The 21234-nt window shown below is 68.7% G+C and carries 22 protein-coding genes and 1 pseudogene; 16 read left to right on the top strand and 7 right to left on the bottom strand.

Features of this window, described 5'->3' with window-relative positions; all coding sequences use genetic code 11:
* Positions 1–64: 64 nt before the first annotated feature.
* Genes CGU35_RS06990 through CGU35_RS06975 form a run of 4 tightly spaced genes read right to left on the bottom strand, consistent with a single transcriptional unit; the run spans position 65 to position 3160 of the window.
* Positions 65–1201 (bottom strand): alpha/beta hydrolase, encoded by a 1137-nt coding sequence (locus CGU35_RS06990; RefSeq protein WP_013601293.1) that lies wholly within the window; start codon positions 1199–1201, stop codon positions 65–67.
* Positions 1198–2208: an MAB_1171c family putative transporter gene (locus tag CGU35_RS06985; RefSeq protein WP_026926277.1), complete on the bottom strand. Its 1011-nt coding sequence runs from the start codon at positions 2206–2208 to the stop codon at positions 1198–1200. Before CGU35_RS06985 ends, CGU35_RS06990 begins: the two co-directional genes overlap by 4 nt.
* Entirely contained in the window at positions 2205–2669 is a 465-nt protein-coding gene (locus CGU35_RS06980) for a hypothetical protein (RefSeq protein ID WP_013601295.1), read from the bottom strand. The genes CGU35_RS06985 and CGU35_RS06980 overlap by 4 nt, the downstream gene beginning before the upstream one ends.
* 59 nt (positions 2670–2728) lie before the next feature.
* Positions 2729–3160, bottom strand: coding sequence for a hypothetical protein (locus CGU35_RS06975; protein ID WP_013601296.1), 432 nt, complete (start codon positions 3158–3160; stop codon positions 2729–2731).
* A gap of 310 nt (positions 3161–3470) precedes the next feature.
* On the opposite strand from CGU35_RS06975, the gene CGU35_RS06970 reads away from it, so the two are divergent.
* The 9 genes and pseudogenes from CGU35_RS06970 to CGU35_RS06930 all read left to right on the top strand — a co-directional run bounded on the left by CGU35_RS06970 (position 3471) and on the right by CGU35_RS06930 (position 11164).
* The gene (locus CGU35_RS06970; RefSeq protein WP_026926276.1) at positions 3471–4550 is read left to right on the top strand and encodes an ImmA/IrrE family metallo-endopeptidase; all 1080 of its coding nucleotides are present in this window, start codon (positions 3471–3473) and stop codon (positions 4548–4550) included.
* Complete coding sequence (locus CGU35_RS06965) at positions 4550–5482, top strand: bifunctional DNA primase/polymerase (protein WP_100810818.1); 933 nt, start codon at positions 4550–4552, stop codon at positions 5480–5482. The genes CGU35_RS06970 and CGU35_RS06965 overlap by 1 nt, the downstream gene beginning before the upstream one ends.
* Before the next feature lie 32 nt (positions 5483–5514).
* On the top strand, positions 5515–6153 hold the full coding sequence (locus tag CGU35_RS06960; protein ID WP_064862086.1) for a DUF2637 domain-containing protein: 639 nt from the start codon (positions 5515–5517) through the stop codon (positions 6151–6153).
* Positions 6150–6554, top strand: coding sequence for a hypothetical protein (locus tag CGU35_RS06955; RefSeq protein ID WP_064862085.1), 405 nt, complete (start codon positions 6150–6152; stop codon positions 6552–6554). Before CGU35_RS06960 ends, CGU35_RS06955 begins: the two co-directional genes overlap by 4 nt.
* Before the next feature lie 93 nt (positions 6555–6647).
* The gene (locus CGU35_RS06950; protein ID WP_100810817.1) at positions 6648–7541 is read left to right on the top strand and encodes a hypothetical protein; all 894 of its coding nucleotides are present in this window, start codon (positions 6648–6650) and stop codon (positions 7539–7541) included.
* Entirely contained in the window at positions 7538–8539 is a 1002-nt protein-coding gene (locus CGU35_RS06945) for a ParB N-terminal domain-containing protein (RefSeq protein WP_100810816.1), read from the top strand. Before CGU35_RS06950 ends, CGU35_RS06945 begins: the two co-directional genes overlap by 4 nt.
* Positions 8540–8575: 36 nt before the next feature.
* Positions 8576–9268: a hypothetical protein gene (locus CGU35_RS06940; RefSeq protein ID WP_100811334.1), complete on the top strand. Its 693-nt coding sequence runs from the start codon at positions 8576–8578 to the stop codon at positions 9266–9268.
* A gap of 13 nt (positions 9269–9281) precedes the next feature.
* A pseudogene (locus tag CGU35_RS06935) lies at positions 9282–10891 on the top strand (M23 family metallopeptidase).
* Between the two features lie 6 nt (positions 10892–10897).
* Positions 10898–11164 carry a DUF6112 family protein gene (locus CGU35_RS06930; protein ID WP_026926270.1) on the top strand — a complete coding sequence of 89 codons (267 nt, stop codon included), beginning with the start codon at positions 10898–10900 and terminating at the stop codon, positions 11162–11164.
* 14 nt (positions 11165–11178) lie between these two features.
* Here the strand turns inward: CGU35_RS06930 and CGU35_RS06925 are convergent, their stop codons facing one another.
* A complete protein-coding gene (locus tag CGU35_RS06925; RefSeq protein WP_100810815.1) occupies positions 11179–12045 on the bottom strand; it encodes a TIGR02391 family protein in 867 nt (288 codons plus the stop codon).
* A gap of 191 nt (positions 12046–12236) precedes the next feature.
* On the opposite strand from CGU35_RS06925, the gene CGU35_RS06920 reads away from it, so the two are divergent.
* Genes CGU35_RS06920 through CGU35_RS06910 form a run of 3 tightly spaced genes read left to right on the top strand, consistent with a single transcriptional unit; the run spans position 12237 to position 15405 of the window.
* Positions 12237–12533 carry a DUF6112 family protein gene (locus CGU35_RS06920; protein WP_227007205.1) on the top strand — a complete coding sequence of 99 codons (297 nt, stop codon included), beginning with the start codon at positions 12237–12239 and terminating at the stop codon, positions 12531–12533.
* 31 nt (positions 12534–12564) lie between these two features.
* On the top strand, positions 12565–13932 hold the full coding sequence (locus CGU35_RS06915) for a conjugal transfer protein TrbL (protein WP_100811333.1): 1368 nt from the start codon (positions 12565–12567) through the stop codon (positions 13930–13932).
* A gap of 3 nt (positions 13933–13935) precedes the next feature.
* Positions 13936–15405, top strand: coding sequence for a PrgI family protein (locus CGU35_RS06910; RefSeq protein WP_100810813.1), 1470 nt, complete (start codon positions 13936–13938; stop codon positions 15403–15405).
* 2 nt (positions 15406–15407) lie between these two features.
* Here the strand turns inward: CGU35_RS06910 and CGU35_RS18350 are convergent, their stop codons facing one another.
* Both CGU35_RS18350 and CGU35_RS18345 read right to left on the bottom strand, forming a co-directional pair.
* Positions 15408–15923: a hypothetical protein gene (locus tag CGU35_RS18350; protein ID WP_198519530.1), complete on the bottom strand. Its 516-nt coding sequence runs from the start codon at positions 15921–15923 to the stop codon at positions 15408–15410.
* Positions 15877–16482: a hypothetical protein gene (locus CGU35_RS18345; protein ID WP_198519529.1), complete on the bottom strand. Its 606-nt coding sequence runs from the start codon at positions 16480–16482 to the stop codon at positions 15877–15879. Before CGU35_RS18345 ends, CGU35_RS18350 begins: the two co-directional genes overlap by 47 nt.
* Positions 16483–16597: 115 nt before the next feature.
* On the opposite strand from CGU35_RS18345, the gene CGU35_RS06900 reads away from it, so the two are divergent.
* From CGU35_RS06900 to CGU35_RS06885, 4 genes are read left to right on the top strand one after another with little or no spacing between them, the layout of a single operon-like run.
* On the top strand, positions 16598–17428 hold the full coding sequence (locus CGU35_RS06900) for a hypothetical protein (protein ID WP_100810812.1): 831 nt from the start codon (positions 16598–16600) through the stop codon (positions 17426–17428).
* Positions 17425–18909 carry an ATP-binding protein gene (locus CGU35_RS06895; protein ID WP_100810811.1) on the top strand — a complete coding sequence of 495 codons (1485 nt, stop codon included), beginning with the start codon at positions 17425–17427 and terminating at the stop codon, positions 18907–18909. The genes CGU35_RS06900 and CGU35_RS06895 overlap by 4 nt, the downstream gene beginning before the upstream one ends.
* The gene (locus CGU35_RS06890) at positions 18906–19454 is read left to right on the top strand and encodes a hypothetical protein (protein WP_100810810.1); all 549 of its coding nucleotides are present in this window, start codon (positions 18906–18908) and stop codon (positions 19452–19454) included. The genes CGU35_RS06895 and CGU35_RS06890 overlap by 4 nt, the downstream gene beginning before the upstream one ends.
* Positions 19451–21229 (top strand): type IV secretory system conjugative DNA transfer family protein, encoded by a 1779-nt coding sequence (locus CGU35_RS06885; protein ID WP_100810809.1) that lies wholly within the window; start codon positions 19451–19453, stop codon positions 21227–21229. Before CGU35_RS06890 ends, CGU35_RS06885 begins: the two co-directional genes overlap by 4 nt.
* The last annotated feature ends 5 nt before the right edge of the window (positions 21230–21234 follow it).

The following is a 21234-nucleotide window of genomic DNA, read 5'->3' as shown; positions in this document are numbered from 1 at the left end:
GTTGGGTTTCTCCGGGCGTGGCCGAACGAGACGGGTTTCGAGAGTGGCCGCTGCGTTCTGCCGATCAGCGTGGGATGCGCACCTTGAGCCAGGCGGTCACCGTGTTCCGCCAGCGGTCCAGATCGCTGTTCCAGCAGAGGGTGTGGCCGGCATCGAAGGTCTCAAGCTCAACGAGGTCCGGGCGAGCGTCTCGGAGTGCTTGTGAGAGCCGGATCGGCACGGAGTCGTCTCGGGTGCCGTGGAGGATCAGGGTCGGCGTGTTGAGCTCTACGGCTCGGGATGTCCAGTCGAAGGTGGGAAGTGGGATGCGTCCTGGCAGGCCGACTGTGCGTGCCAGTGGGTCGAGGGTGAGCCACGGGATCGCGAGGTGCCCGGCTGCTGCAGGCCATCCGCTGCGGGCGCAGTTGGACTTGATGACTTCGGTCCAGTTGAGGACTGGGGAGTCGAGTACGAGCGCGGCGATCAGTCCCGGATGTCGCGGGTGGTCGGCGAGCTGGAGAGCGACAGCGGCACCCATCGACCAGCCGAAGATCACGACCTGTTCGGCTCCTCGTCGGACGGCGTACCCGATGGCCTCGTCAACGTCGCTCGTCTCTGCGTAGCCGAAGGTCGTCCGGCCGGTGCCAACTCGCGGCCCTTCTGCTGTGTTGCGGTAGCTGACGACGAGGGAGGTGTAGCCGAGTTCGGTTGCGGCGAGGACGCCGCGGAGGGTGCCGGCGCGGGTGCTGCCGAGGCCGTGGATGTGGATGGCCCAGGTCGCGAGGTCGCCGTCGATGCGCCAGGCCGGGCATGGTCCTGCGGGGGTCGTGATGGTGATGTCGCGTGTGTGGAGTCCGGCGTCGGCTGGGGTGGCGTAGTAGATGCCGCTCCAGGAGGCGCAATCGCCGGTCTTCGGAGTGAAACCCGATGTGGTGCCCGTGATCCTGCGAGCGACGCGGGTGGGTCCTCGATCGACGGTATCTGTGGCGAGCTGCGCCCAGCCGCCGTGCTCGAACCAGAGATTGTAGATGCCTGGCGCGGCGGCCTGGTCGGTGCGGTCGAGCACGATCAGGTCGCCGTCGTCGGTGTACTCGACGCCTCGAACGGTGAGGTCGAACATTCGTGGGCCGACGGGTGCGGTGAGCCGCCGCGCGATGGCCCACCCGACCCCGGCAACCGCTGCCGCCGCGGCCCCAGCGCCGAGAGCGATGCGGCCTATCACGACTCCCGCTCCTCGACGTAGGGAACGGGCGAGGTCGTCGCGAGGGCACTGTCGCTTCCGACGAGGTGGCTCTCGGCGCGTTCGAGCAGGTCGCGGTCGTCGGTGCTGATGTCGAAGGTGATGCGAGGGTCGATCATCGCGTCGCGGATTTCGACGATCACTCGGTGGAGGTGCCCTTCGGGGTCTTCGCTACTGGCGGCGAGGGGGTCGGCCTGGCTCAGCCCGGGCCGTGCGCGCGTCGCCTGGTGCCAAAGCGACTCCAGCTGCGCTGTGAGGGCGACGGTCTGCCTCTGCCGGGCGCGGTGCTGAGCGCGACGGACGGCAGGCTGGATCGCGAACCCGGCACAGAGGAACACGAAGGTCAGGACGGAGAGCGGATCGTAGGCGGACTGGATAGTGTGCATGAGGTCGAGGTGGCCCGTGGCGTGGGCAACGTCCATGACGATCACGGCGAGGCAGAGCGCGACGCCGAACGCCGACCCCAGGCTCAACAGTGCCGCGGGGAGGTGCTGGATGCCGGTGTTGTGCCGGTACTGCCTTATGGCGAGGACGAGCATCGCCACGACAATGACGAGGCAGTAGGTGAAGTTGATGATCGAGTAGACCGCCGCCGCTGGCTGTGCGCCGAGGTCGATCATAAATCGTGTGGTAGTGGTGCCGCGGTCGATGAGCAGGAACGATGCGGTGATCGCGAGCAGCGCGACGAGCAGGACGGGGATGCTGACGGCGGCTCGGACGAGCCTGGGCCGGTACTCGCCGGTCTTCATGACGCCGCGGCCGAGGAAGAACAGCCCGGTCATCAGGAGCGCGTCCGCGATCAGGGTGGCGAGGTTGGTGCCACCGAGCAGTCGATCGACGGCGCTGTAGGCGGCATCCACGTTGAGCGTCATCGCGATGGCGATGGTGAGGGCGGCGTAGGTGATGCTTCGGTCGGTGCGTTTGCGTCGGAAGATGAGCAGGCTCGCCACGAGCGCCCACATGAGCGTTGCGACGAGCGTCTGGATCATCCGAATATCTCCGAGTATCTGGACTCTGCGAACACCGACCCTCGGATGCCGGCGGCGAGCCGGTCGGCGAGGGACTCGGCGGCGATCTCGGTTTCGCTGTCGAGGTCTTGCCGCCTGAGCAGGCGACCTCTGGTGTACGGCGGGATGTTGGGCAGCAGTACCTCCCCGACTGCACAGCCGTCGCCTTCGCCGTGGCCAAGGATCATGTGGGCGAGCTCGTGGAGCACGAACTGCTGGCGATGCAGCGCGGAGTCGCTGCGGGCGTGAAGCACGACGTCTTCGGCATCGGTGGAGAGCCAGAGCGCGCAGAGGCCGTCGTGGGTGTCGAGGTCTGCGAGTTCGACGACGCGGAGCCTACGGTGCCGCCGGTCTTGGACGGTGTGGAGGAGATCGTCAAGGGCGAAGGTATTGCCGAGCTCAAGGCCCGCGACGGCCGCCGATACGGTCTGTTCGATCTTCACGGTTCGCCCCTTCTCTGTAGGGAGCAGGGACCGGTGGCGGCTCCATCGTGCGGTACCGGTCAGTGCTCGGGCATGTGTGTCATTTCCTCGTCCAGGAACTTGGTGATGGCGTGGAGTGCTTTCGGCGAGATATCGCCGAGGGTGCGGGCAGCGTAGGACTTCACCTTCGCGGCACGCATGGACCGAACCAGGTCGAGCTGCGCAGAGACCTTCTCGGGAGTGGCAGCACCGTCCTCGCCGAGCAGGAACGCGGCGTCCACGTCGAAGAACTCCGCGAGCCCTTCGAAGACGGCGGGGTCTTGGACGTAGCGGTGGCCGTTGACCATGTACGTCCAGCGCGACCGCGACAGGTTGGTGCCTCGTTCTTGGAGGTAGCCGGCGATCTGCGAGTAGGTCGGCTCCGTGCCGGACTCGGCGACGGCGACATCCATCAGGAGCCGCAGACGTTTGGCGAGGTCTTCGGCCGCAGCCTGGCTCTCGTCTTCGGTCATGACGGTGACCCCCTTCCCTTCGCAACGGGCAAGGCATCGATGTAGTCCACCCAGAAGGTGGTTGTGCATGCTCAACCGTACTCGTTGAGCATGCACAAATCAAGGCTTGCGCATGCTCAACGGTCAGTGTTAGAACAGGACTCCGGGGCATTTTGAGCATGCTCAATGTTGCGTCCCGGTCTCGGCTCGGGCTGCCTCAAGGAGGTGAACGATGTCCAGCTCACGGTCTGGGCGCGGGTGTTCGCGCCTACCTGCCAGGTGTACCGCCGCGCGCAGCCGCGTCGCGGCCCGCCGAAGAGGAGGCCGGAGCATGGCATCGAACGAGGACGCCCGCGCGGCGCGAGAGGCGAAGCTCGACGAGCTGCACGAGAAGCTGACCGGCGCGGTCGAGTCGCTGGTCTCGGGTGACGACTGGCGCCAGGCGCTCGCCTTCGCGGCGCGGTTCCGGTCGCGGTCGTTCAACAACACGATGCTGATCTGGGTGCAGCACGAAGCCGCGTTCGAGGCAGGCCGCGTGCCCGAACCCTTCCCCACCCTGGTTGCCGGGTACCGGCAGTGGCAGGGGCTCGGTCGGCAGGTGATGAAGGGCCAGCCGGGCTACATGATCTTCGCGCCCGTGACGGGCCGGTTCGCCACCGCGACCCCTGCCGATGCGGGCTCGTGGCGGCGGCTCGGGCCGAGGGAGACGCCGAAGGCCGGCGAGGTGGTGCGCTCGCGGATGGTCGGAGCCCGGCCGGCCTACGTGTGGGATGCCTCCCAGACCGACGGAGAACCATTGCCAGTTCCGCCCGCTCCGACGCTGCTGGAAGGCGAAGCACCCTCGGGGCTGTGGGACGGGCTGGCCGGGCAGATTCGCGGCGCGGGGTTCGAGGTGCTGCGGGTGCCACACGAGGGGATGATCTCCGGCGCGAACGGCATGACCGACTATGAGGAGCGCACGGTAGCGGTGCGGGAGAACATGGACCCTGCTGCGCAGGTCAAGACGCTCGCGCACGAGCTGGCGCACGTGCTGATGCACGATCCCGACGACGAGGAAGCACGTCAGCATCGCGGCATCCGCGAGGTCGAAGCCGAGTCCGTCGCGCTGATGATCGGTGCCGCGCACGGCATGGACACCACCGGGTACACGATCCCGTACGTCTCGACCTGGGCCGCCCGCGTGGACGGCCAAGAGCCCGTCCAGGTGGTGCAGTCCACCGGCGAGCGGGTGCGGAAGACCGCGCTGGCGATCCTCGACCAGCTCGACACGCTCCAGGTCGGCGACGGCACCCCGCCCGGACTCGAACGCGACGCTCCCAGTCCGCGCACCTCCCGTACGGCTGCGAACTCGGTGGAGACCGATCGTCCGCGTGCTGCGTCGGCGCCAGCGCTGGCAGGGCGGAGGCTGTGATGCCCGAAGCATTCGATGTCCTGGCGGCGCTCATTCGCGTGGATCGTTCACCGAGCCTGGGGCTCGCGGCGCGGAGCCTCGCGGCGGCTGGCGTGCCCGTGTTTCCGTGCGTCGTCGAGGGGAAGCGTCCGCTGACCCGCCGTGGGTTCCTCGATGCGAGCAGCGACCCGGAACAGGTTGCCGCGTGGTGGTCGCGCACACCGAACGCGAACATCGGCATCCCGACCGGCGCTCCATCCGGCGTTGTCGTCGTCGATGTCGATGTCCACGGCCCCCACGACGGCCGCGCGGCGTTCCAGCGCGCCACCGACGCGGGGCTCGTCGATGGCGCGGGTCTGCTCGTGCGCACACCCACCGGAGGCGCGCACGTGTACTTCCCGGCGACCCCGGGCCGCGAGCAGCGGTCGTGGCAGGCAGCCACCGCGGGCGTCGACTTCCGGGGCGACGGCGGCTACATCATCGCTCCGCCTTCCCGGCGAATCATCGACGGCAACGTCCGCCGCTACGAGGTCGCCGACATCGCCGCTCACTCGGTCGGCACCGTGGATGCGGCCCGGCTGCGGGACTTCATCGATCCGCGCCCCGTCGCTCCACCACGCGCGAGCAGCGGCTCGATGGATCTGGATTCTGAGCGGTTGGCGGCCTGGGTCGCTGGACGGGGTGAGGGCGAGCGGAACCGGGGTCTGTTCTGGGCCGCCTGCCGCCTCGCCGAGAACGGCGTCTCGCTCTCCGACGCGCTCGATGCCTTGGGTGCTGCGGCGCAGTCGGCGGGTCTGGGCGATCGCGAGATCACCACGACCGTGCGCTCGGCCTACCGAGCCACCCAGCCCGCGCACGAGGCCACGTCAGGCGGCCAGACCCGGAGCGCGGGGCGGTGGTTCGGTCGCGCGGCGAGCCCACCGTCCGCAGCCTTCGGGAGGGCAGCGCTGTGAGGCGAGAATCGGACGGGCGGCGCTGGGCAGCGATGACAGCGGCCGCGGGGACGGTGTTCATCGCCGCCGGAGCGTTCTGGCTATCGTTCACGTCGTTGGCCGATCTGGCCGCTCGCTCCGGGATCGGGGCTGGGCAGGCGTGGGCGTGGCCGCTGATCGTGGACGGCATCATCGTCGTCGCCACGGTCGCCGTCGTCGCCCTCGCCGGGCAACGCTCGGCCTGGTACCCGTGGGCGCTGCTGGTCGGCGGCGCACTCGTCTCGGTCACGGCAAATGCCATTCACGCCGTCGTCGCCGCAGACGCCGACGTGCCAAGGATGCTCGCGGCCTCGGTCGCCGCAGTGCCGCCCGTCGTTCTGCTGGCCATCACGCACCTGACCGTGATCCTCACCCGCACCACCGACGTCGAATCTGCCGCCGCCGCAAGCGGGGCCGTCACCGTCGAGTCCATGCCAGAGCTGCCCGCTGGCGAGCCGGAGACCACCGGTCGCGATGACGGTGTGGCGGATCGGCGCGCGATGGGGTGGGAGCTGCGAGAGGCGGGCTGGTCGAACAAGCGGATCGCCCGCGAGCTCGGGGTGCATCCCTCGACCGTGGGCCGCTGGTTCGCCGTCGCGCACCTCACTGACACCACCGACACCGCCGCCGAGCGGGAGGAGACCACCCCATGAACACCACCGACAACCCACAGCACATCGATCCCGCGAGGCCCGATCCGGCACGGCTGCTGTCCGAGGAGACGCGGGAGCGCCCCGAGCCCGTCGAGGTGACGAGTACGCCGGAAGCGGTGCGGGCCGCGCAGGTCGCCCGCGACGACAAGCAGCACGCGATCGTTCGCGGGCGGGGCGTGGAGTGGGTGCGCCCCACCGACCTGATCGCCCGGCACTCGGCGCACGCGGCCGGTCGTGGCCTCGACTTTCAGGCCGAGCTAGCACGCCGCACGCGCACCCCGATTGGGGCAGGCTTTCGTCGTCTCGGGGATCGTGCCCGGCGGTTGCCGCCGATCTCGGCGTTCGGACGCAGCACCGCACCGGCGTCGCAGATGTCCCGCCCTGGGGTCTCGATGAGTTGACGGTGGTGACAGGTCATGGCTGCGAAGGCATCGGCATGCGAGACGCGCTCGTGGGAGCGAGTGCGCACCTGCCTGCCAGGAGGTGCCGACACCATGACCACACCAACCCGCACCAGCACGAACACCGCTCCGATGGCCGACGGGGCTGAGGACTTCACCACCGGCGAGGGCCTACGCGCCCTGCTCAACCGCCTCGCCGAGGGCGGCGAGGATGCCTGGGTTCACGACCCGGTAGCCCGCGACCTGATGGAGTTCGCCGCCGACAAGTACCGCGCTCTCGCGAGGAAACACAAGCTCGACACCTGGGAAGCAGTGACGGCGGCGTTCGACGCGATGCAGAACCGCTCGACCCGCGAGGCCAACGACCCGTGGGCGATCATCACCCACGCCGTGCGGATCACCTGCGTCTACGAGGAACGCGCCCAAGGCCTGCTCTGCTCCGTGCACCAGGCCCGCCGCGCGCACGTCTCGGCGTTCCACGACCCCGAACGATTCTCCGAACGCGACACCGCACTGGCCGACTACCACCCCGCGTTCCACACCACCGACCTGCGTCCCAGTGACCTCGAACCGGAGCCGCGCGACAGTCTCGGGTCGGCGCAGGCGTGCATGTCCGCCGGGTCGGCGGCCGAGGACGCAATCGCGATGCTGTGCCTGCTCGACTGGCCGACCGACACCGCACGGGCCGCGGTCGAGCACATCTGTGGAGCGTTGATGAAGGCCGGCACCCGCCAGTCCGCCTACGAGACGCTTCGCCGCGACCGGCACGCGCGGGCACTGCTCGACCTCCCGCGCCGCTCCTGGGCCGCCCTGCTGAGAGCGCTACTCGGGAACCCGCACCCGGCCTACGTGGCTACCAGCAGCGGTCGCGGCGTCCTGCTCCGGCTTCTGTTGGGCGAGACGCTCGACCTGCTGCTCCGCGACGACGATCTGATCCTCGCGCTCGCTCTGGCCGCGCCGAGTAGTGGAGGCGGTGAGTCGTCGTGACCGAGCCACTGATCGGCAGCATTCAGCTCGACCGCACCGTCGATTCGATCCTCGTCGGCACCCGGCACCGCGCCGACCTCGGCGACATCGACGCACTCGCCGCGTCCATCGGACGCGACGGCCTGCTGCAACCGCTCACGATCACCATCGACGGCGTGCTCGTGTGCGGAGCACGACGCCTGGCCGCGATCAAGAAGCTCGGCTGGCGAACCGTTAACGTCTGGGTTCGCAGCGGCCTATCCGACCGGCTCGGGCAGCTCCTCGCCGAGCAGGACGACAACATGCTCCACAAGCCCTACACCCAGCTCGAAGCCGCCGGCCTCTACCGCGAACTCAAGCAGGTCATGGCCGAAGACGCCGCCCGACGGAAGTCCGCCACGCAGTTCAGCAGCGAGAACCAGCCCGGAAACGACGGTGCGGGAAAATTTCCCGCACCGTCAGACACCCCGCGCGGGCGAGCCGACGAGCAAGCCGCAGCGATGATTCCCGGTGGCGCGTCGTACAAGACACTCGACAAGATCGGCTACCTCGAAGACATCGCCAACAACCCCACTCAGCCCGAGACGTTGCGTGCGGAGGCCGCTGCAGGGCTGGAGCGGATCGAGGCCGGCGATCCGGTGCACCCGATCTATCAAGCGATCCGCGATGCCGACACCACCGCACGGGAGCGGCGCGAGGCCGAGATGCACGCCCGCGCCGAAGCCGCCGTGGCCCACGCGAAGTCGATCAAGAAGGGCAAGCGCACCCCACCCAAGCCGTTGCCGCTCGTCAGCGGTGACGGGCAACCCGTCCGCTACCCCCTGCGCGCGTTCGTCCAGACCTGGGGCGAACTGACGAACTGGTGGACCCACTATGACGCCGACACACTCGCGCGTGAGCTGACCGACGAGCAGTTCGAGAACTTCCTCGCCACCACCGACGGCACCCTCCGATTCGCCGACGCACTCCGAGCCGCCCGCGAAGGCATGACGGAGCGGCCACGCCTCCGCGCACTCTGACGACAACACCCGGTGCATGGTGCGCACCTGCTCGGCATGAGCCCTGCACCCACCGATCCCCGCCACCGCCGCCGACTCGTCGCCCTCATCGCTGTCGGCATCGTCCTGCTACTCCTCGCCAGCGTCGGCGTCTACGGACTCCTCACCGGCCCCCGAAGCAAGACCAGCCCCGATCCCGACCCGGAGCCCGGCCCAGTCACCACAGCACCGCCGACCGTGGCACCGAGCACGCCCACGCCGCCGCGGGTTCCAGCAGTTCCACGTTCGGCCGATCCTGCGACTTTCGCTCAGGGCGTCGCGTCCACGCTGTTTGCGTGGGACACGGCGTCGGGGCTGTGGCCGCTGGACTACACCTCGGCGATCCTCGCAGTCGGTGACCCCAGCGGGGACGAGCAAGCCGGGCTGGCCTCCGACGTGGCCGTCTACCTGCCGACCCGCGACGCCTGGATCGAGCTGCGGCAGTACGCCACCCGCCAGCACCTCACCATCGACAGCGCGTACGTCCCCGACGCCTGGGCCGACGCCGTCGCGCAGGCTCAGCCGGGGCAGCTCGCGGCAGGAACGACGGCCGTCACGATCGAGGGCACCCGCCGCCGAGCCGGGGTCTGGAACGGCCAGCCGGTCACCAGTGAGCATCCGGTCGCGTTCACCGTGTTCGTCGTCTGCGCCCCGACCTATCCGACCTGCCACCTGCTGCGGCTGTCGCAGCTCGACAACCCGCTGCGATGAAGGGGTTGACGTCGTGTTCCGCAAAGCCGCCATCGCAGCCCTGGCGCTGCTGTTCTTCGCACCTGCCGCAGCCCTCCTCGGGATCGGGGTGCTGATGAACCCCGCTGCCGCCTACTGCGCCATCCCCGCCGGGACCGTGAATCTTGGCCCGATCCCGGACGCGCTCACCGTGACCACCGCGAACGGCGAGACCTTCACCCTGAATCGTCAGCAGCTCACGCACGCGGCCACGATCATCACGGTCGGCAACGGCATCACCGACGTGGGCCGGCCAGGAATCAAGATCGCGCTGATGGCCGCGCTCACCGAGTCCACGCTGCGGATGCTCACCAACACCGGCACCTACCCCGAGTCGGCCAACTACCCGAACGACGGCAACGGCGGCGACCACGACTCCCTCGGCCTGTTCCAGATGCGCCCGCAATCCGGGTGGGGCACGGTCGCCGAGTTGATGGACCCGCAGTATCAGGCGCGCGCGTTCTTCGGCGGGCCGACCGGACCGAACTACCCCTCACCGCGCGGCCTGCTCGACATCCCCGGCTGGCAACAGATGGACCCCGGCGAAGCCGCCCAAGCCGTCGAGGTGTCCGCCTACCCTGACCGATACCGCAACTACGCGGCCATCGCTGACAGCATCCTGGCCGCCCTCACCAACGTCGGCAGTGCCGCTGGTGGCGTGGGTGGCCCGGCGGTCTCGTCGTCGCGGGTGGTGTTCCCGCTGCCCGAGGGCACCTGGGTGCTGACCTCGCCGTTCGGGATGCGCGTGCACCCGATCACGGGCGAACGGAAGATGCACACCGGCACCGACTTCGCCGCCCCCGACGGCACCCCGATCCTCGCCGCCGCAGACGGCACCGTCACCGTCGCGGAGTTCTCCGGCGGATACGGCGGCCTCATCGTCATCGAGCACACCATCGAAGGCCACACCGTCGCGACCGCAACGCCCACATGTGGCAGAGCGGCATCCACGTCCGCGCCGGCGACCGCGTGAGCGCGGGCCAGCACATCGGCGATGTCGGCTCCTCGGGCATGTCCACCGGCGCACATCTGCACTTCGAGGTCCGGCCCGGCGGCACCAACGGCGAGGCCATCGACGCCGCAGCCTGGCTCAACGAGCACGGGGCCGCGAACCTGCCGACGGCGACCAGCGGATCACCCACCGCCTGCAACAACGCCACTGCGGGCACGCCGACCGGTGTCGATGGAGACCCCGACCGGCTCGTCGACGATCCCACCAGCTCGGGCAAGATCACCGCCCGCATGCTCCACCTCTACCAGCAGACCCTCGCCGCGTTCCCCGACACCGGCTGGGGCTGCTACTCGCCCCGCCCCGGCACGAAGTCCGAGCATCCCCTCGGCAGGGCGTGCGACATCACCTTCGGCAACCGCATCGGCCAGCGCCCCACCCCGGCCCAGCTCGACGCCGGCTGGAAGGTCACCAACTGGATGAAGGACAACGCCGACGTGCTCGGCGTCGAGTACCTGACCTGGCAAGGCCAAATCTGGTCCGTCGCCCGTGACGCCGAGGGCTGGCGACCCTACAACGGCGGAGGGATGCACGACCCCGCCTCCATCACCGGAGGCCACTACGACCACCTCCATGTCACCGTCAAGGTGGGGTGATCGACGATGGGTGTCTTCCCCGACTTCGACGGGCTCGGCGGCATCGGCGACCTCCGCGCCGTCGTCGGCGCGCTCCTGACATTCGTCCTGATCGTCGCAGTCCTCATGCTCATCGTCTCCGCGATCGTCTGGGCCATCGCGACAGCCCACGGCAACTACGCCACAGCTAGCAAGGGCCGCATCGGTGTCCTCGTCTCCGTCGGCGCGGCAGTCCTCGCCGGAGGTGGCGTGGCCTGGATGAACTGGCTACTCACAGTCGGTTCAAGTTTGTAGCTGCGGCGTCGCGGTCATCGGTCCGATTCCTCCGCGTCGGCGCTCGCTGTCTCGCACTGGTCGAGCAGGCGCGCGAGGTAACTGTATGCCGCGAGGCGCTCCATCGCTTCCTGCTCGGACAGTTCGGTGCGCGTGTGCGTCGTCACGTTGCGGACCGTGAGGTTCAGACCAGTGGCCAGCGCGTTGAGGGCCTTAGCGAGCGGTTCAAGACCACCGCGCATGCTCTTCACCGTCTTGTCATCCGACCTTCCCGGCCAGGTGAGCTTCGGCTTGCCCGGTTCAGGAGCGCCCGGCGATAACGTCTGCTGCCAGAAGACCGTGTCATCGACATCGTTCCGGCCGAGACGTTCCTTCCAGTGGACCGTGAGGCCTTCGGCCGCTTCACGAACTGCAACTCGGTACTGATGCGTCGTCCAATGGGCGGAAGCACCAGCCCAGACCACGGGGTGAAACTGTGCGGGAGCGAAGGTCGGAATGTCAGAGTCCGTACGTGACTCGGCGTCGACGATCATCGCGTCGAGCCTGCCCTTGACGTTGGCGGTCGTAGTCCGAATATCCCGAGGCGCGATGGGGGCCTTGGGCGCAGACATAAATGACCAGTTGGAGATCGGGTCGATCGCTCCGAGTCCAGCGATCCCAATGTAGGCGCCGGTCACTGACACAGCGCTCGCCGCCAGGCCAGCAGCCTCCGCGACACCGAGTTCGAGCCGTTGAACCTCGCTCTGATCCTGGCCTTCCTTTGTCCACACAGTGGGAAAGAGTCCGCGCGCCGACATGTGATCCGACTCAACCTGAGTGCTCATCCAGGCGTCGAACGCTTCCTCGAACTTCTCAACAGCGGCACGCAATCGCTGGAGGTAATCCACCCCGTACTGACTCATGTTCCTTGCACCTCTCGTCCGGCGGTCCCGTGCGGGCGAGCGACGCACAGATACTCCAAGGCTACGGGCGGCCACCGCGGGGACGGGACGGCGACGAGCGCGCACCTGTCGCGTGTACCCCGTCTGCGAGTTCGTGGGCGGGCCGCCCGTCGCCAAGGAGACCTACCGTGTTCGATCTGCTCACTACCGTCATGTCCGCGCCGTTGCTGGTGCCGATGGACATCAACATCGACCCCAATACCAATGGCCTGCCGGGCATCAACCAGCTGCGCACCATCGTCGGCGCGGTGATGACCATCGGCCTGATCCTCAGCGTGCTCGCGCTGATCGTGTCCGCGATCGTGTGGGGCTTCGGCGCGAACTCCTCCAACCCGCACCTCGCCTCGCGCGGGAAGATCGGCGTCCTCGTTTCCTGCGGCGCGGCGGTGATCTGCGGCGCGAGCGTGACGCTCATCAACTTCTTCTGGAACGTCGGCCAGTCCGTCTGACCCCGCCTGTCGTCGAGAGCTGGTGTCCGTGATGGGCGTGTGCGACGTTCCCGTGATCTCCTCGGTCTGCGATGCCGTCGGCGAAGGAGCCGCCTCTCTGGTCGCGGCCCCATTCGACTGGCTCGCCCAAGCGATGGGTGCCGCCGCCGGGTGGCTGTTCGAGGCCGTCTGGTCGGTCTTCGACACCACGACCCTCGTGGATGTCACCAAGCCCGGCTACATCGCCGTCTACAACCTGCTGTTCGGCATCGCGGTCTTCGTGATGCTGATCTTCTTCTGCCTCCAACTCATCACCGGCCTGATCCGACGCGACCCCACCGCCCTCACCCGCGCCGCACTCGGGCTGGCGAAGTCCGTCCTCGGGTCGTTCGTCGTCATCACGCTGACCGCGCTGCTGCTGGAAGTCGTCGACCAGATGTGCATCGGGATCGTGCAGGCCGCCGGCGAAACCACCGAGTCGATGGGCGACAAGATCGCACTCCTCGCCGCAGGACTGGTCGGGATCAACATCGCCGCACCCGGCGTCGGTGCCATCATCAAGATCTTCATGGCCGGCCTCGCGATCACCGCCGCCGCGATCGTGTGGCTCTCCCTCCTCGTCAGGAAAGCACTCCTGCTGGTTGCGGTCGCGTTCGCGCCGCTCGCCTTCTCTGGTGCCTCGTGGGACGCCTCGCGAGGCTGGATCGGGAAGTGGGCGATGTTCGTCGTCGCGCTGATCTGCTCCAAGCTCGTGCTCGTCGTGATGTTCCTCGTCGCGATCACCCAGGTCTCCGCACCGATCGACGCCGACCTCGCCTCGGTAAGTGATCCCATCGCGGGGATCGTGCTGATGGCGATGGCCGCGTTCGCCCCGTATCTCACCTACAAGTTCATCGCGTTCGTCGGGTTCGACATGTACCACGCGATCGGTTCCGAGCAGGACGCCAAGAGCGCCCTCAACCGCCCGATCCCCGTCCCGACCAAGCCGCAGGGCGGCGGCGACCCGAAGAAGGTGCTCGACGGAACCGGCGGCGGGAGCGCGGGCGGAGGCTCCGGCGGAGGAAGCAGCGCACCGCCACCGCCGAAGACCCCGGCACCGGCACCCGCCGCGAGCGGCGGAGGCGCGGCTGGTGGAGGTGCCGCAGCGAGCGGCGGCGCAGCCGCAGCCGGTCCCGTAGCCGCAGGGGTGGTAGTCGGGGCGAGCATCGCAAAGGGTGCCGCGACCGCCGGGCCGAAGGCCGGAACCGCGCTGGGAGCCCAGGGTGAGCACGCCGCCGACGCAGCCGCGCAGACACCGCCACCGCCCGCAGCCGCACCTGCGGCACCTCCGTCGAGCCCGGCACCACGACCGCCGAGCACCGACCCGTCACCGCCACCGAAGCAGCCCCCGCCGCCCGCGCCACGCCCACCGAAGGAGTAGACGATGAGCAGCACGAACCACGACCGTCCCACCGCGGGCGAACTCGTGCCGGTGAAGTTCTCCCGCCTCACCCGCCGCGGCATCCTCCTCGGCCTGTCGCTGACCCAGCTCATCACGCTCGCCATCGGCGGAGCCACACTCATCGGCGCGTTCTACGCCGGCGGCGGCATGCTGCTCGCCTACACCGCCCCCATCTGGGTACTCGCCGCCGCGCTGACCTGGATACCCATCGCAGGCCGGCCGATCGTGGAGTGGCTGCCCATCGCCTGCTGGTGGCTGTGGCGCACCACCGGCGGACAACTGCTGTACCGACGCAGGATCGTCATCCCACGCCCCGTCGGAACCCTCGCACTGCCCGGCGACATGGCGCGACTGCGCGAGTACACCGACCCCGAGACCGGAGTCGGGATGATCCACGACCCCCACGCCGCCACGTTGACGGTGGTGTGCGAGGTCACGCATCCCGCGTTCGTGCTCCTCGATCCCGGCGAGCAGGAACGCCGCGTCAGCTCCTGGGGCCGGGTGCTGGCCACCGTCTGCCGCTCCGGGCGGATCGCGACTCTTCAGGTCTTGGAGCGGACTCTGCCGGACTCCGGCACCGGACTCGCGGAATGGTGGGCCACCCACGGCACCCCGGACGGATCATGGGCGGCCGACACCTACGCAGAACTCATCGACCGCGCCGGACCCGCCGGCGAACGCCACGCCACCACACTCTCGCTGTCACTGGACATGAAGACGAGCGCTCGGCAGATCAGGACTGCGGGAGGCGGGATACGCGGTGCTGCCGCCGTGCTGCGCCAAGAGATGAACACCCTCGTCGCCGCGCTCCGCTCTGCCGACCTCTCGCCGTCGGGATGGCTGACACCAGGGCACATCGCGGTGATGCTGCGCTCCGCCTACGACCCGGCCATCGCTGCCACGCTGGAACGGCACGGGAGGCTCGGCCAGTCGCTTGCGACCGCGGGGCCGGTTGCGGTCACTGAGACCTGGGGCAGACTACGCACCGACTCCGCTCACCACGCTGTGCTCTGGGTCAGCGAGTGGCCGCGATCGCTGGTGTATCCGGGGTTCCTGTCACCGGTGTTGCTGTCCACCGGCATCCAGCGATCGTTCTCACTGATCTGCACCCCTATGCGGTCCGACGCTGCTGCTCGTGACATCCGCAAGAAGAAGGTCGAGCACATCTCCGACCAGGCCCAGCGCGCGAAGATCGGCCAGATCGAGGACGCCTCACAGACCGCCGAGTACCACGACGTGCTCCAGCAAGAAGCCGACCTCACCGCAGGCCACGGCATCCTCCGCTACACCGGCCTCATCGCCGTCTCCGCACCCACCATCGAAGAGCTCGATGCCGCCGTCGCCGCCATCGAGCAAGCCGCGATCCAAGCCTCCTGCGAAACCCGGCTCCTCGTCGGCCAGCAAGCCGCCGCCTTCACCGCCGCCGCGCTCCCGCTCTGCCGGCGGGTCTGAGTTCAGCCTTCAGGGCTGACGAGGATCGTGGCTGATGGATCGACATCGGGTGCCCAAGCAAGGGTCGGCAGGTCAGCGCTTTCCAGTCCCGCGAGTTCGAGCGCAGCCTGTCCCGACAGATGCGAAGAGTTGATGGACTGCCCGTTTGCGACTGCCGCGTAGAACTGTGCGGCGTAGTTGATCGCATCGGCGTCTTCGATGCTGTCGGCCATCCCGATCGCGAACGGCACGACTTGAGCCACCAGGTCGTCGATCTGGGCTGCGGAGCGACACGAGTTCAGCAGCACGAGGAGCGGAGGATCGTCGGTTGCGCTGATCGCCCGAGCGAAGGCTCGCGCCGTCACGATCACTCCCTCGTGGGGTTCGTCTGCTTTCAATTCCTCAAAAAAAGAACGATCAGGTCGTCGTTTGCTGTGGCCCGAGAAGTGGACCACGTGAGGGCGGAAACTTTCGTGATGCCGTCCAGCAAAGTCAGCCGTGGTTTGCTGCTGGCCGCACATCGAGTTCGATCTGGTCACGATGCAAAGCCGACTCGACCGCTGCCCGGATGCGCTTCTGCTCCCTTCCAACGCGGAGGTCACCTTCGGCCGAAGCACCCAGCATGAGCACTCTGAGCTTCTCCGGCTTGGGCGCTGGGAGCTGACGCAGCGCATGGCTGACGGCTACCTCGGCACCGCTGATCCGCGACTCAAGCTGGGCACGTTCAGCCGCCGCCCGCCGGTCGGCACGCTGCTGCTCGCTCTTTCGGCGTCTCTCGGCGGCATCGGCCTCCGACTGTTCGGCGCGGGAGAGCTTGGTCTGTAGCGCGGCCTCGTCCTTCGCGTAGCCGGCTGCCCGTGTCTGCCAGCGGCTGGCCTCCTTGCCCACAGTCTCCGCTTCCTTCTCTCGGCGCTCGGCGTCCCGCAACTTGCTGCTGCGGGTGGAACTGCTCGTCGTCTTTGCGGCAGCCTGCCGCGCCTTGGCGGCATCGGCTCGCTTCGAGGACTCCTTCGACCGGTACTCACCCGCCTTCTTGTCCGCGTCGATCCGCTGTTTGCGCTTGCGGTCAAGCTGTCCTCGGTACTGACTTGCGCTCACTCTGTCGTGCTCCTGCCTCGTTTGCCCTCGTGTCATCTACAACGCTAGGCCGCACCACCGACATTTTCCGTTCGCTGGTGCGCACCTCCCCGTCATACGGCACCAGGAGGTCACCATGCCTACGTTCTTCGATTCGACTGCCGACGCCGCCGAGGCGTCCGAAGCCTTGCGCGGCCTCGCGCACGCGAGCCGGGGCTTCCATCAGCCCGCCGAGATGTACGGGGTGATCGGTGATCTGTCCTCGGGCATGCGCTCGCTGCGGCAGGCGCTCGACCAGATCGCCGATGTTCACGAGCGCAAGGCCGCGCACGCGTTCAACGACGCCGGAAGCCACGAGGCAGGCGTGCGGGAGGCGCTCGCTGCTGCGGAAGAGTTGCGTCAGGCCGCGAACCTCGTCGACCGGGCCCACGACCGGCTCGCGGAAGGCTTCATCGCCGCGGGGCGGATCGCCTGGCACCCCGAGCCCGCCGTCGAGGAGGTCATGCCGTCGCGGTGGGTCAGCGTGGTGTTCCTCCAGGGCGAGGAGGCCGACCGGCCGTTGCACATCCTGGGCGAGCTGGGACACGTGGATGCGGTGGACTTCCTCGCGCAGTGGGACTACGGCGACGAGACCACGCAGGCCGCGCTGGAGAACGGGTATGTCTACGACAAGCCCGGCGAGGGCACCAACGATCGGGTTGCGCTCTCGGGCGACTACGCGCTGGTCGTCAACCCGCATATCGGCTACGTCTCGCTGCTGCGCCGCTACACCGAACCAGAGGCCGAGCCCCAGGATGCCGAGCTGGTCGAACCGGCTCCGGTGCAGCCGGGGCCGGAGCTTCTGGTGTCGTACTCGTCGCCGGGCGCTCCGAAGCGAGCCGACCCGCCGACCCCGAAGCGGGATGGGTCGTGGTTCGAGCCGGCCAAGATCACGGCGGTCAAGCAGTCGCGGGGGCTGGTGCGGTGACCGAGGATCGCGCGCGGCTGCATACCGCTGTCCTGGTGGCACCGTCGAAGGAGCGGCGGAAGCTCCGCAAGCAGCGCCGCAAGGCAGAGGCCAGGCTCCACGCCGAGCAGCGAAAGACCGCGCTCGTCGCAGCGAAGGCGAAGGCCGAGGATGAGCGTGCCGAGCGGCGCTCCACGGTCTACTTGCCGAAGGCGGGTGAGCCTGGTGCTGCGCGACTACGCACTCCGGGCCGGTTCCATCTGACGCGGCATCAGGACACGTCGGCGACGCTGGCGGGTGCGTATCCGTTCGTTGCTGAGGGCGGTCTCGGCGCGGATGGCGTGTTCGTCGGTCAGGACCTGTACTCGGGCGGGAGTTTCGTCTACGACCCGTGGGTGCTTTACGCACGCGGCATCATCACCGCACCCAACGTGGTGCTGGCCGGGATCGTCGGTTCCGGCAAGTCCTCGCTGGCCAAGTCGCTCTACACCCGGTCGTTGCCGTTCGGGCGGCGCGTGTACGTGCCCGGCGACCCGAAGGGCGAACACACCGCCGTCGCCAACGCCGTCGGCGGACGTGCCATCGTCCTCGGTCACGGACTCAACACTCGCCTGAATCCGCTCGATGAAGGCCACCGGCCCAGCGGTCTCTCGGATGAGCAATGGGCGTCCACTGTCGCAGCCCGACGGCGTGACCTGATCGGCGCACTCGCGGAGACCGTGCTCGCGCGGGGTTTGTCGCCGTTGGAGCACACCGCGATCGACATCGCCCTGACCCAGACGGTGCGGGAGAACGATGTGCCGATCCTGCCGATGGTCGTTGACCGCATCCTCGCCCCGAGCGCGGATGCCGACGGCCGGTTGGCCGAGGACGGCCGGCTCGTCGGTCACGCGCTGCGTCGCCTGGTGGCAGGTGACCTGGCCGGGCTGTTCGACGGCCCTTCGACGGTCGCGTTCGATCCGTCGTTGCCGATGATCTCGCTCGACCTCTCGCGCGTCACCGAGAACTCGACGCTCATTTCGGTGTTGATGACGTGCTCGTCGGCGTGGATGGAGTCCGCGCTGCTCGACCCGAACGGAGGGCAGCGGTGGGTGATCTACGACGAGGCCTGGCGGCTCATGTCCCATCCCGCGCTGCTGCGGCGGATGGATGCGCACTGGCGACTCGCGCGGCACTACGGGATCGCGAACATGCTGATCTTCCACAAGCTCACCGACCTCGACAACGTGGGCGACCAAGGCTCAGCCATGCGCTCCCTGGCGAACTCACTACTCGCGAACGCGGAAACGCGGATCGTGTACCGGCAGGAGTCCGACCAGCTCGGACCGACCGCGACCGCCCTCGGTCTGACCGGCACGGAGCAGCAGCTCTTGCCGAACCTTGGCGTCGGCCAAGGGCTGTGGCGGATCAAGGCCAGGAGCTTCGTCTGCCAGCACCAACTCCACCCCGACGAACTCGCCCTGTTCGACACCAGCAGCCGCGCCGCAGGAGGACACCGATGAACCTCACCGGCCCGCGCCGATCCACCCCGAACGAAGACGATGCCGCGGCTCCCGTCGAGCTGCCGCACGTCCTCGTCACCGTCGCCGCAGACGGCACCCTCACCGCCACGGTCGATGGAACACCGTTCGCGTCGCCGGACGCGGGCGACTGGACGCGCGCGACGTTCGGGCCGCTCATGGATGCCATCACCAACGACCGCACCATCGCAGTCCGAGTCGAGGTGCGCGAGAACGACGGCAGCGTCTTCACCGACATCCTCCGCACCCGCAAACCCCGACGCGCAGTCGCACCGTCCGAGACCCCTGCGCCGGAGACACGTCGGAGTCGCCACGCCCGACGACTGCCACGTCTGGCGGAAGTCACCGCCGATGGGTTCGTGCCCGGCGAGGATGTCGCCGTCGCGACGATCGTGGCACACACCGACGCCACCGGGACCGGCGAAGCGCGGTCGCTCATCGACCTCGACGAGCTATCGGACGGCACACACGAGGTGGTCCTGTTAGGGCGCATCTCGGGCACGCTCGCGGTGCGGCGGCTGACATGAACCAGCGGCAGGCCGGGGGCATGGGCGACGAACTCACCAACGCCGCCCTCATCGGCCTGATGGGCATGTTCGGGATCGCCCTCGTCCTCCGCGCCGCTGGCAGCGTCACCGCGTTCCTCACCGGCACACCGCAGCCCGACGCCGGCGCAGCGGCGGGGCTTGCCGTGCTGTTCAACCCCGCCGACCCGGCGACCGCGCTCGGTGCCGACGGGCTCAACCCGGTCGTCTACTGGCTCGTCAGCACGGCGCTGCTCGGCGGACTCGCCGCCGGGATCGTCTGGGTCTGGATCGTGCTACGGCGACACACGCGGAAGACAGAGACCGACCCGCACCGACTGGCCGGGATCGCGACCAGCCACGAGGTCAAGACCGCAGCATCCGCCAAGGCGCTACTGCACCGCGCGGCCACGCTGCGACCCTCCTTGGAGTCGCCCGCACCGCAGGATGTCGGCTACCTCCTCGGTGCCAGCCGTGGCACGAAGGTCTGGGCATCGGTCGAAGACTCGATCCTGCTGATCGGCCCGCCCCGCTCAGGCAAGGGCCTGCACGTCGTCATCAACGCGATCCTCGACGCACCCGGCGCGGTCGTGACCACCAGCACGAGGCCCGACAACCTCACCGCGACCCTCCGCGCCCGACGCCGTAAAGGCGGCCCGGTCGCGGTGTTCGACCCTCAACACCTCGCCGCAGGCATCCCGGCTGGGCTGCGCTGGTCGCCCATTCGCGGCTGTGACGATCCGCTGACCGCGATGATCCGCGCTAACGGCCTCGCAGCCGCCACAGGACTCAGCGCCGGAGGGGTCGAGTCCGGCGGGTTCTGGGAAGGCAAAACCCGCACCGCACTCCAAAGCCTGCTGCATGCCGCCGCGCTCGACGGCCGCCAGCCAGCCGAGCTGTTCAGATGGACCCTCGACCCCAGCGCCGCGTCCGAAGCCGTCGCCATCCTCAACTCACACCCGAACGCCGCGATGGGCTGGGACGACTCACTGGCCGCGATGATCGACGCCGACCCCAAGACCCGCGACAGCATCTGGCAAGGCGTCTCCCTCGCCCTCGCCGCCCTCGCAGACCCGCGCGTACTCGATGCCGTCACGCCAGGCCCGCACGAGCACTTCGACCCCGAGACCTTCCTCACCGAACAAGGCACCCTGTACCTGCTCGCCACCGGAGCAGGAGCAGGAGCCTCGGCATCGCTGGTCGCGGCATTCGTCGAAGACCTCATCGAAACCGCCCGCCGACTTGCCGCCCGCTCGCCCGGAGCACGGCTCGACCCGCCGCTACTGCTCGCGCTCGACGAGATCGGGAATCTCGCCCCGCTGCCGTCACTTCCGACGCTCATGGCCGAAGGCGGTGGCACCGGGATCACGACAATGCCGGTCTTGCAGTCCCTCGCACAGGCTCGCGACAGGTGGAGTGAACACCAGGCCGGCGCGATCTGGGACGCTAGCATCGTCAAGATCATCCTCGGCGGCGCATCCAACAGCCGCGACCTCCAAGACCTCTCCACGCTCATCGGAGAGCGCGACGAGTACACCGACAGCGTGACCCTCGGCGACCACGGCACCCGCTCCAACCAGCGCTCGATCCGCCGCGTCCCGATCCTGCCGCCAGACCGCATCCGCACCCTGCCATTCGGCACCGGCATTGCGATGCTGCGCTCCGCGCCGCCCATCGTCACCGACCTCCGCGCCTGGCCGACTCGCCCCGATGCCGCGCAACTCCGCAGCGACCGCGACGAACTCGAAACACTGCTGCGCCACCGCCCCGTCACCTGACGCTG

Source organism: Microbacterium sp. BR1 (assembly GCF_002812725.1).
Lineage (GTDB): Bacteria > Actinomycetota > Actinomycetes > Actinomycetales > Microbacteriaceae > Microbacterium.
This window is presented reverse-complemented; position numbering and strand designations above follow the sequence as displayed.

Bases quoted from the DNA above. Each gene is read 5' to 3' on its own strand.
- CGU35_RS06985 (WP_026926277.1), bottom strand. From the start codon at position 2,208: ATGATCCAGACGCTCGTCGCAACGCTCATGTGGGCGCTCGTGGCGAGC.
- CGU35_RS06975 (WP_013601296.1), bottom strand. From the start codon at position 3,160: ATGACCGAAGACGAGAGCCAGGCTGCGGCCGAAGACCTCGCCAAACGT.
- CGU35_RS06970 (WP_026926276.1), top strand. From the start codon at position 3,471: ATGGCATCGAACGAGGACGCCCGCGCGGCGCGAGAGGCGAAGCTCGAC.
- CGU35_RS06965 (WP_100810818.1), top strand. From the start codon at position 4,550: ATGCCCGAAGCATTCGATGTCCTGGCGGCGCTCATTCGCGTGGATCGT.
- CGU35_RS06960 (WP_064862086.1), top strand. From the start codon at position 5,515: ATGACAGCGGCCGCGGGGACGGTGTTCATCGCCGCCGGAGCGTTCTGG.
- CGU35_RS06955 (WP_064862085.1), top strand. From the start codon at position 6,150: ATGAACACCACCGACAACCCACAGCACATCGATCCCGCGAGGCCCGAT.
- CGU35_RS06950 (WP_100810817.1), top strand. From the start codon at position 6,648: ATGACCACACCAACCCGCACCAGCACGAACACCGCTCCGATGGCCGAC.
- CGU35_RS06940 (WP_100811334.1), top strand. From the start codon at position 8,576: ATGAGCCCTGCACCCACCGATCCCCGCCACCGCCGCCGACTCGTCGCC.
- CGU35_RS06930 (WP_026926270.1), top strand. From the start codon at position 10,898: ATGGGTGTCTTCCCCGACTTCGACGGGCTCGGCGGCATCGGCGACCTC.
- CGU35_RS06925 (WP_100810815.1), bottom strand. From the start codon at position 12,045: ATGAGTCAGTACGGGGTGGATTACCTCCAGCGATTGCGTGCCGCTGTT.
- CGU35_RS06920 (WP_227007205.1), top strand. From the start codon at position 12,237: ATGTCCGCGCCGTTGCTGGTGCCGATGGACATCAACATCGACCCCAAT.
- CGU35_RS06915 (WP_100811333.1), top strand. From the start codon at position 12,565: ATGGGCGTGTGCGACGTTCCCGTGATCTCCTCGGTCTGCGATGCCGTC.
- CGU35_RS06910 (WP_100810813.1), top strand. From the start codon at position 13,936: ATGAGCAGCACGAACCACGACCGTCCCACCGCGGGCGAACTCGTGCCG.
- CGU35_RS06900 (WP_100810812.1), top strand. From the start codon at position 16,598: ATGCCTACGTTCTTCGATTCGACTGCCGACGCCGCCGAGGCGTCCGAA.
- CGU35_RS06890 (WP_100810810.1), top strand. From the start codon at position 18,906: ATGAACCTCACCGGCCCGCGCCGATCCACCCCGAACGAAGACGATGCC.
- CGU35_RS06885 (WP_100810809.1), top strand. From the start codon at position 19,451: ATGAACCAGCGGCAGGCCGGGGGCATGGGCGACGAACTCACCAACGCC.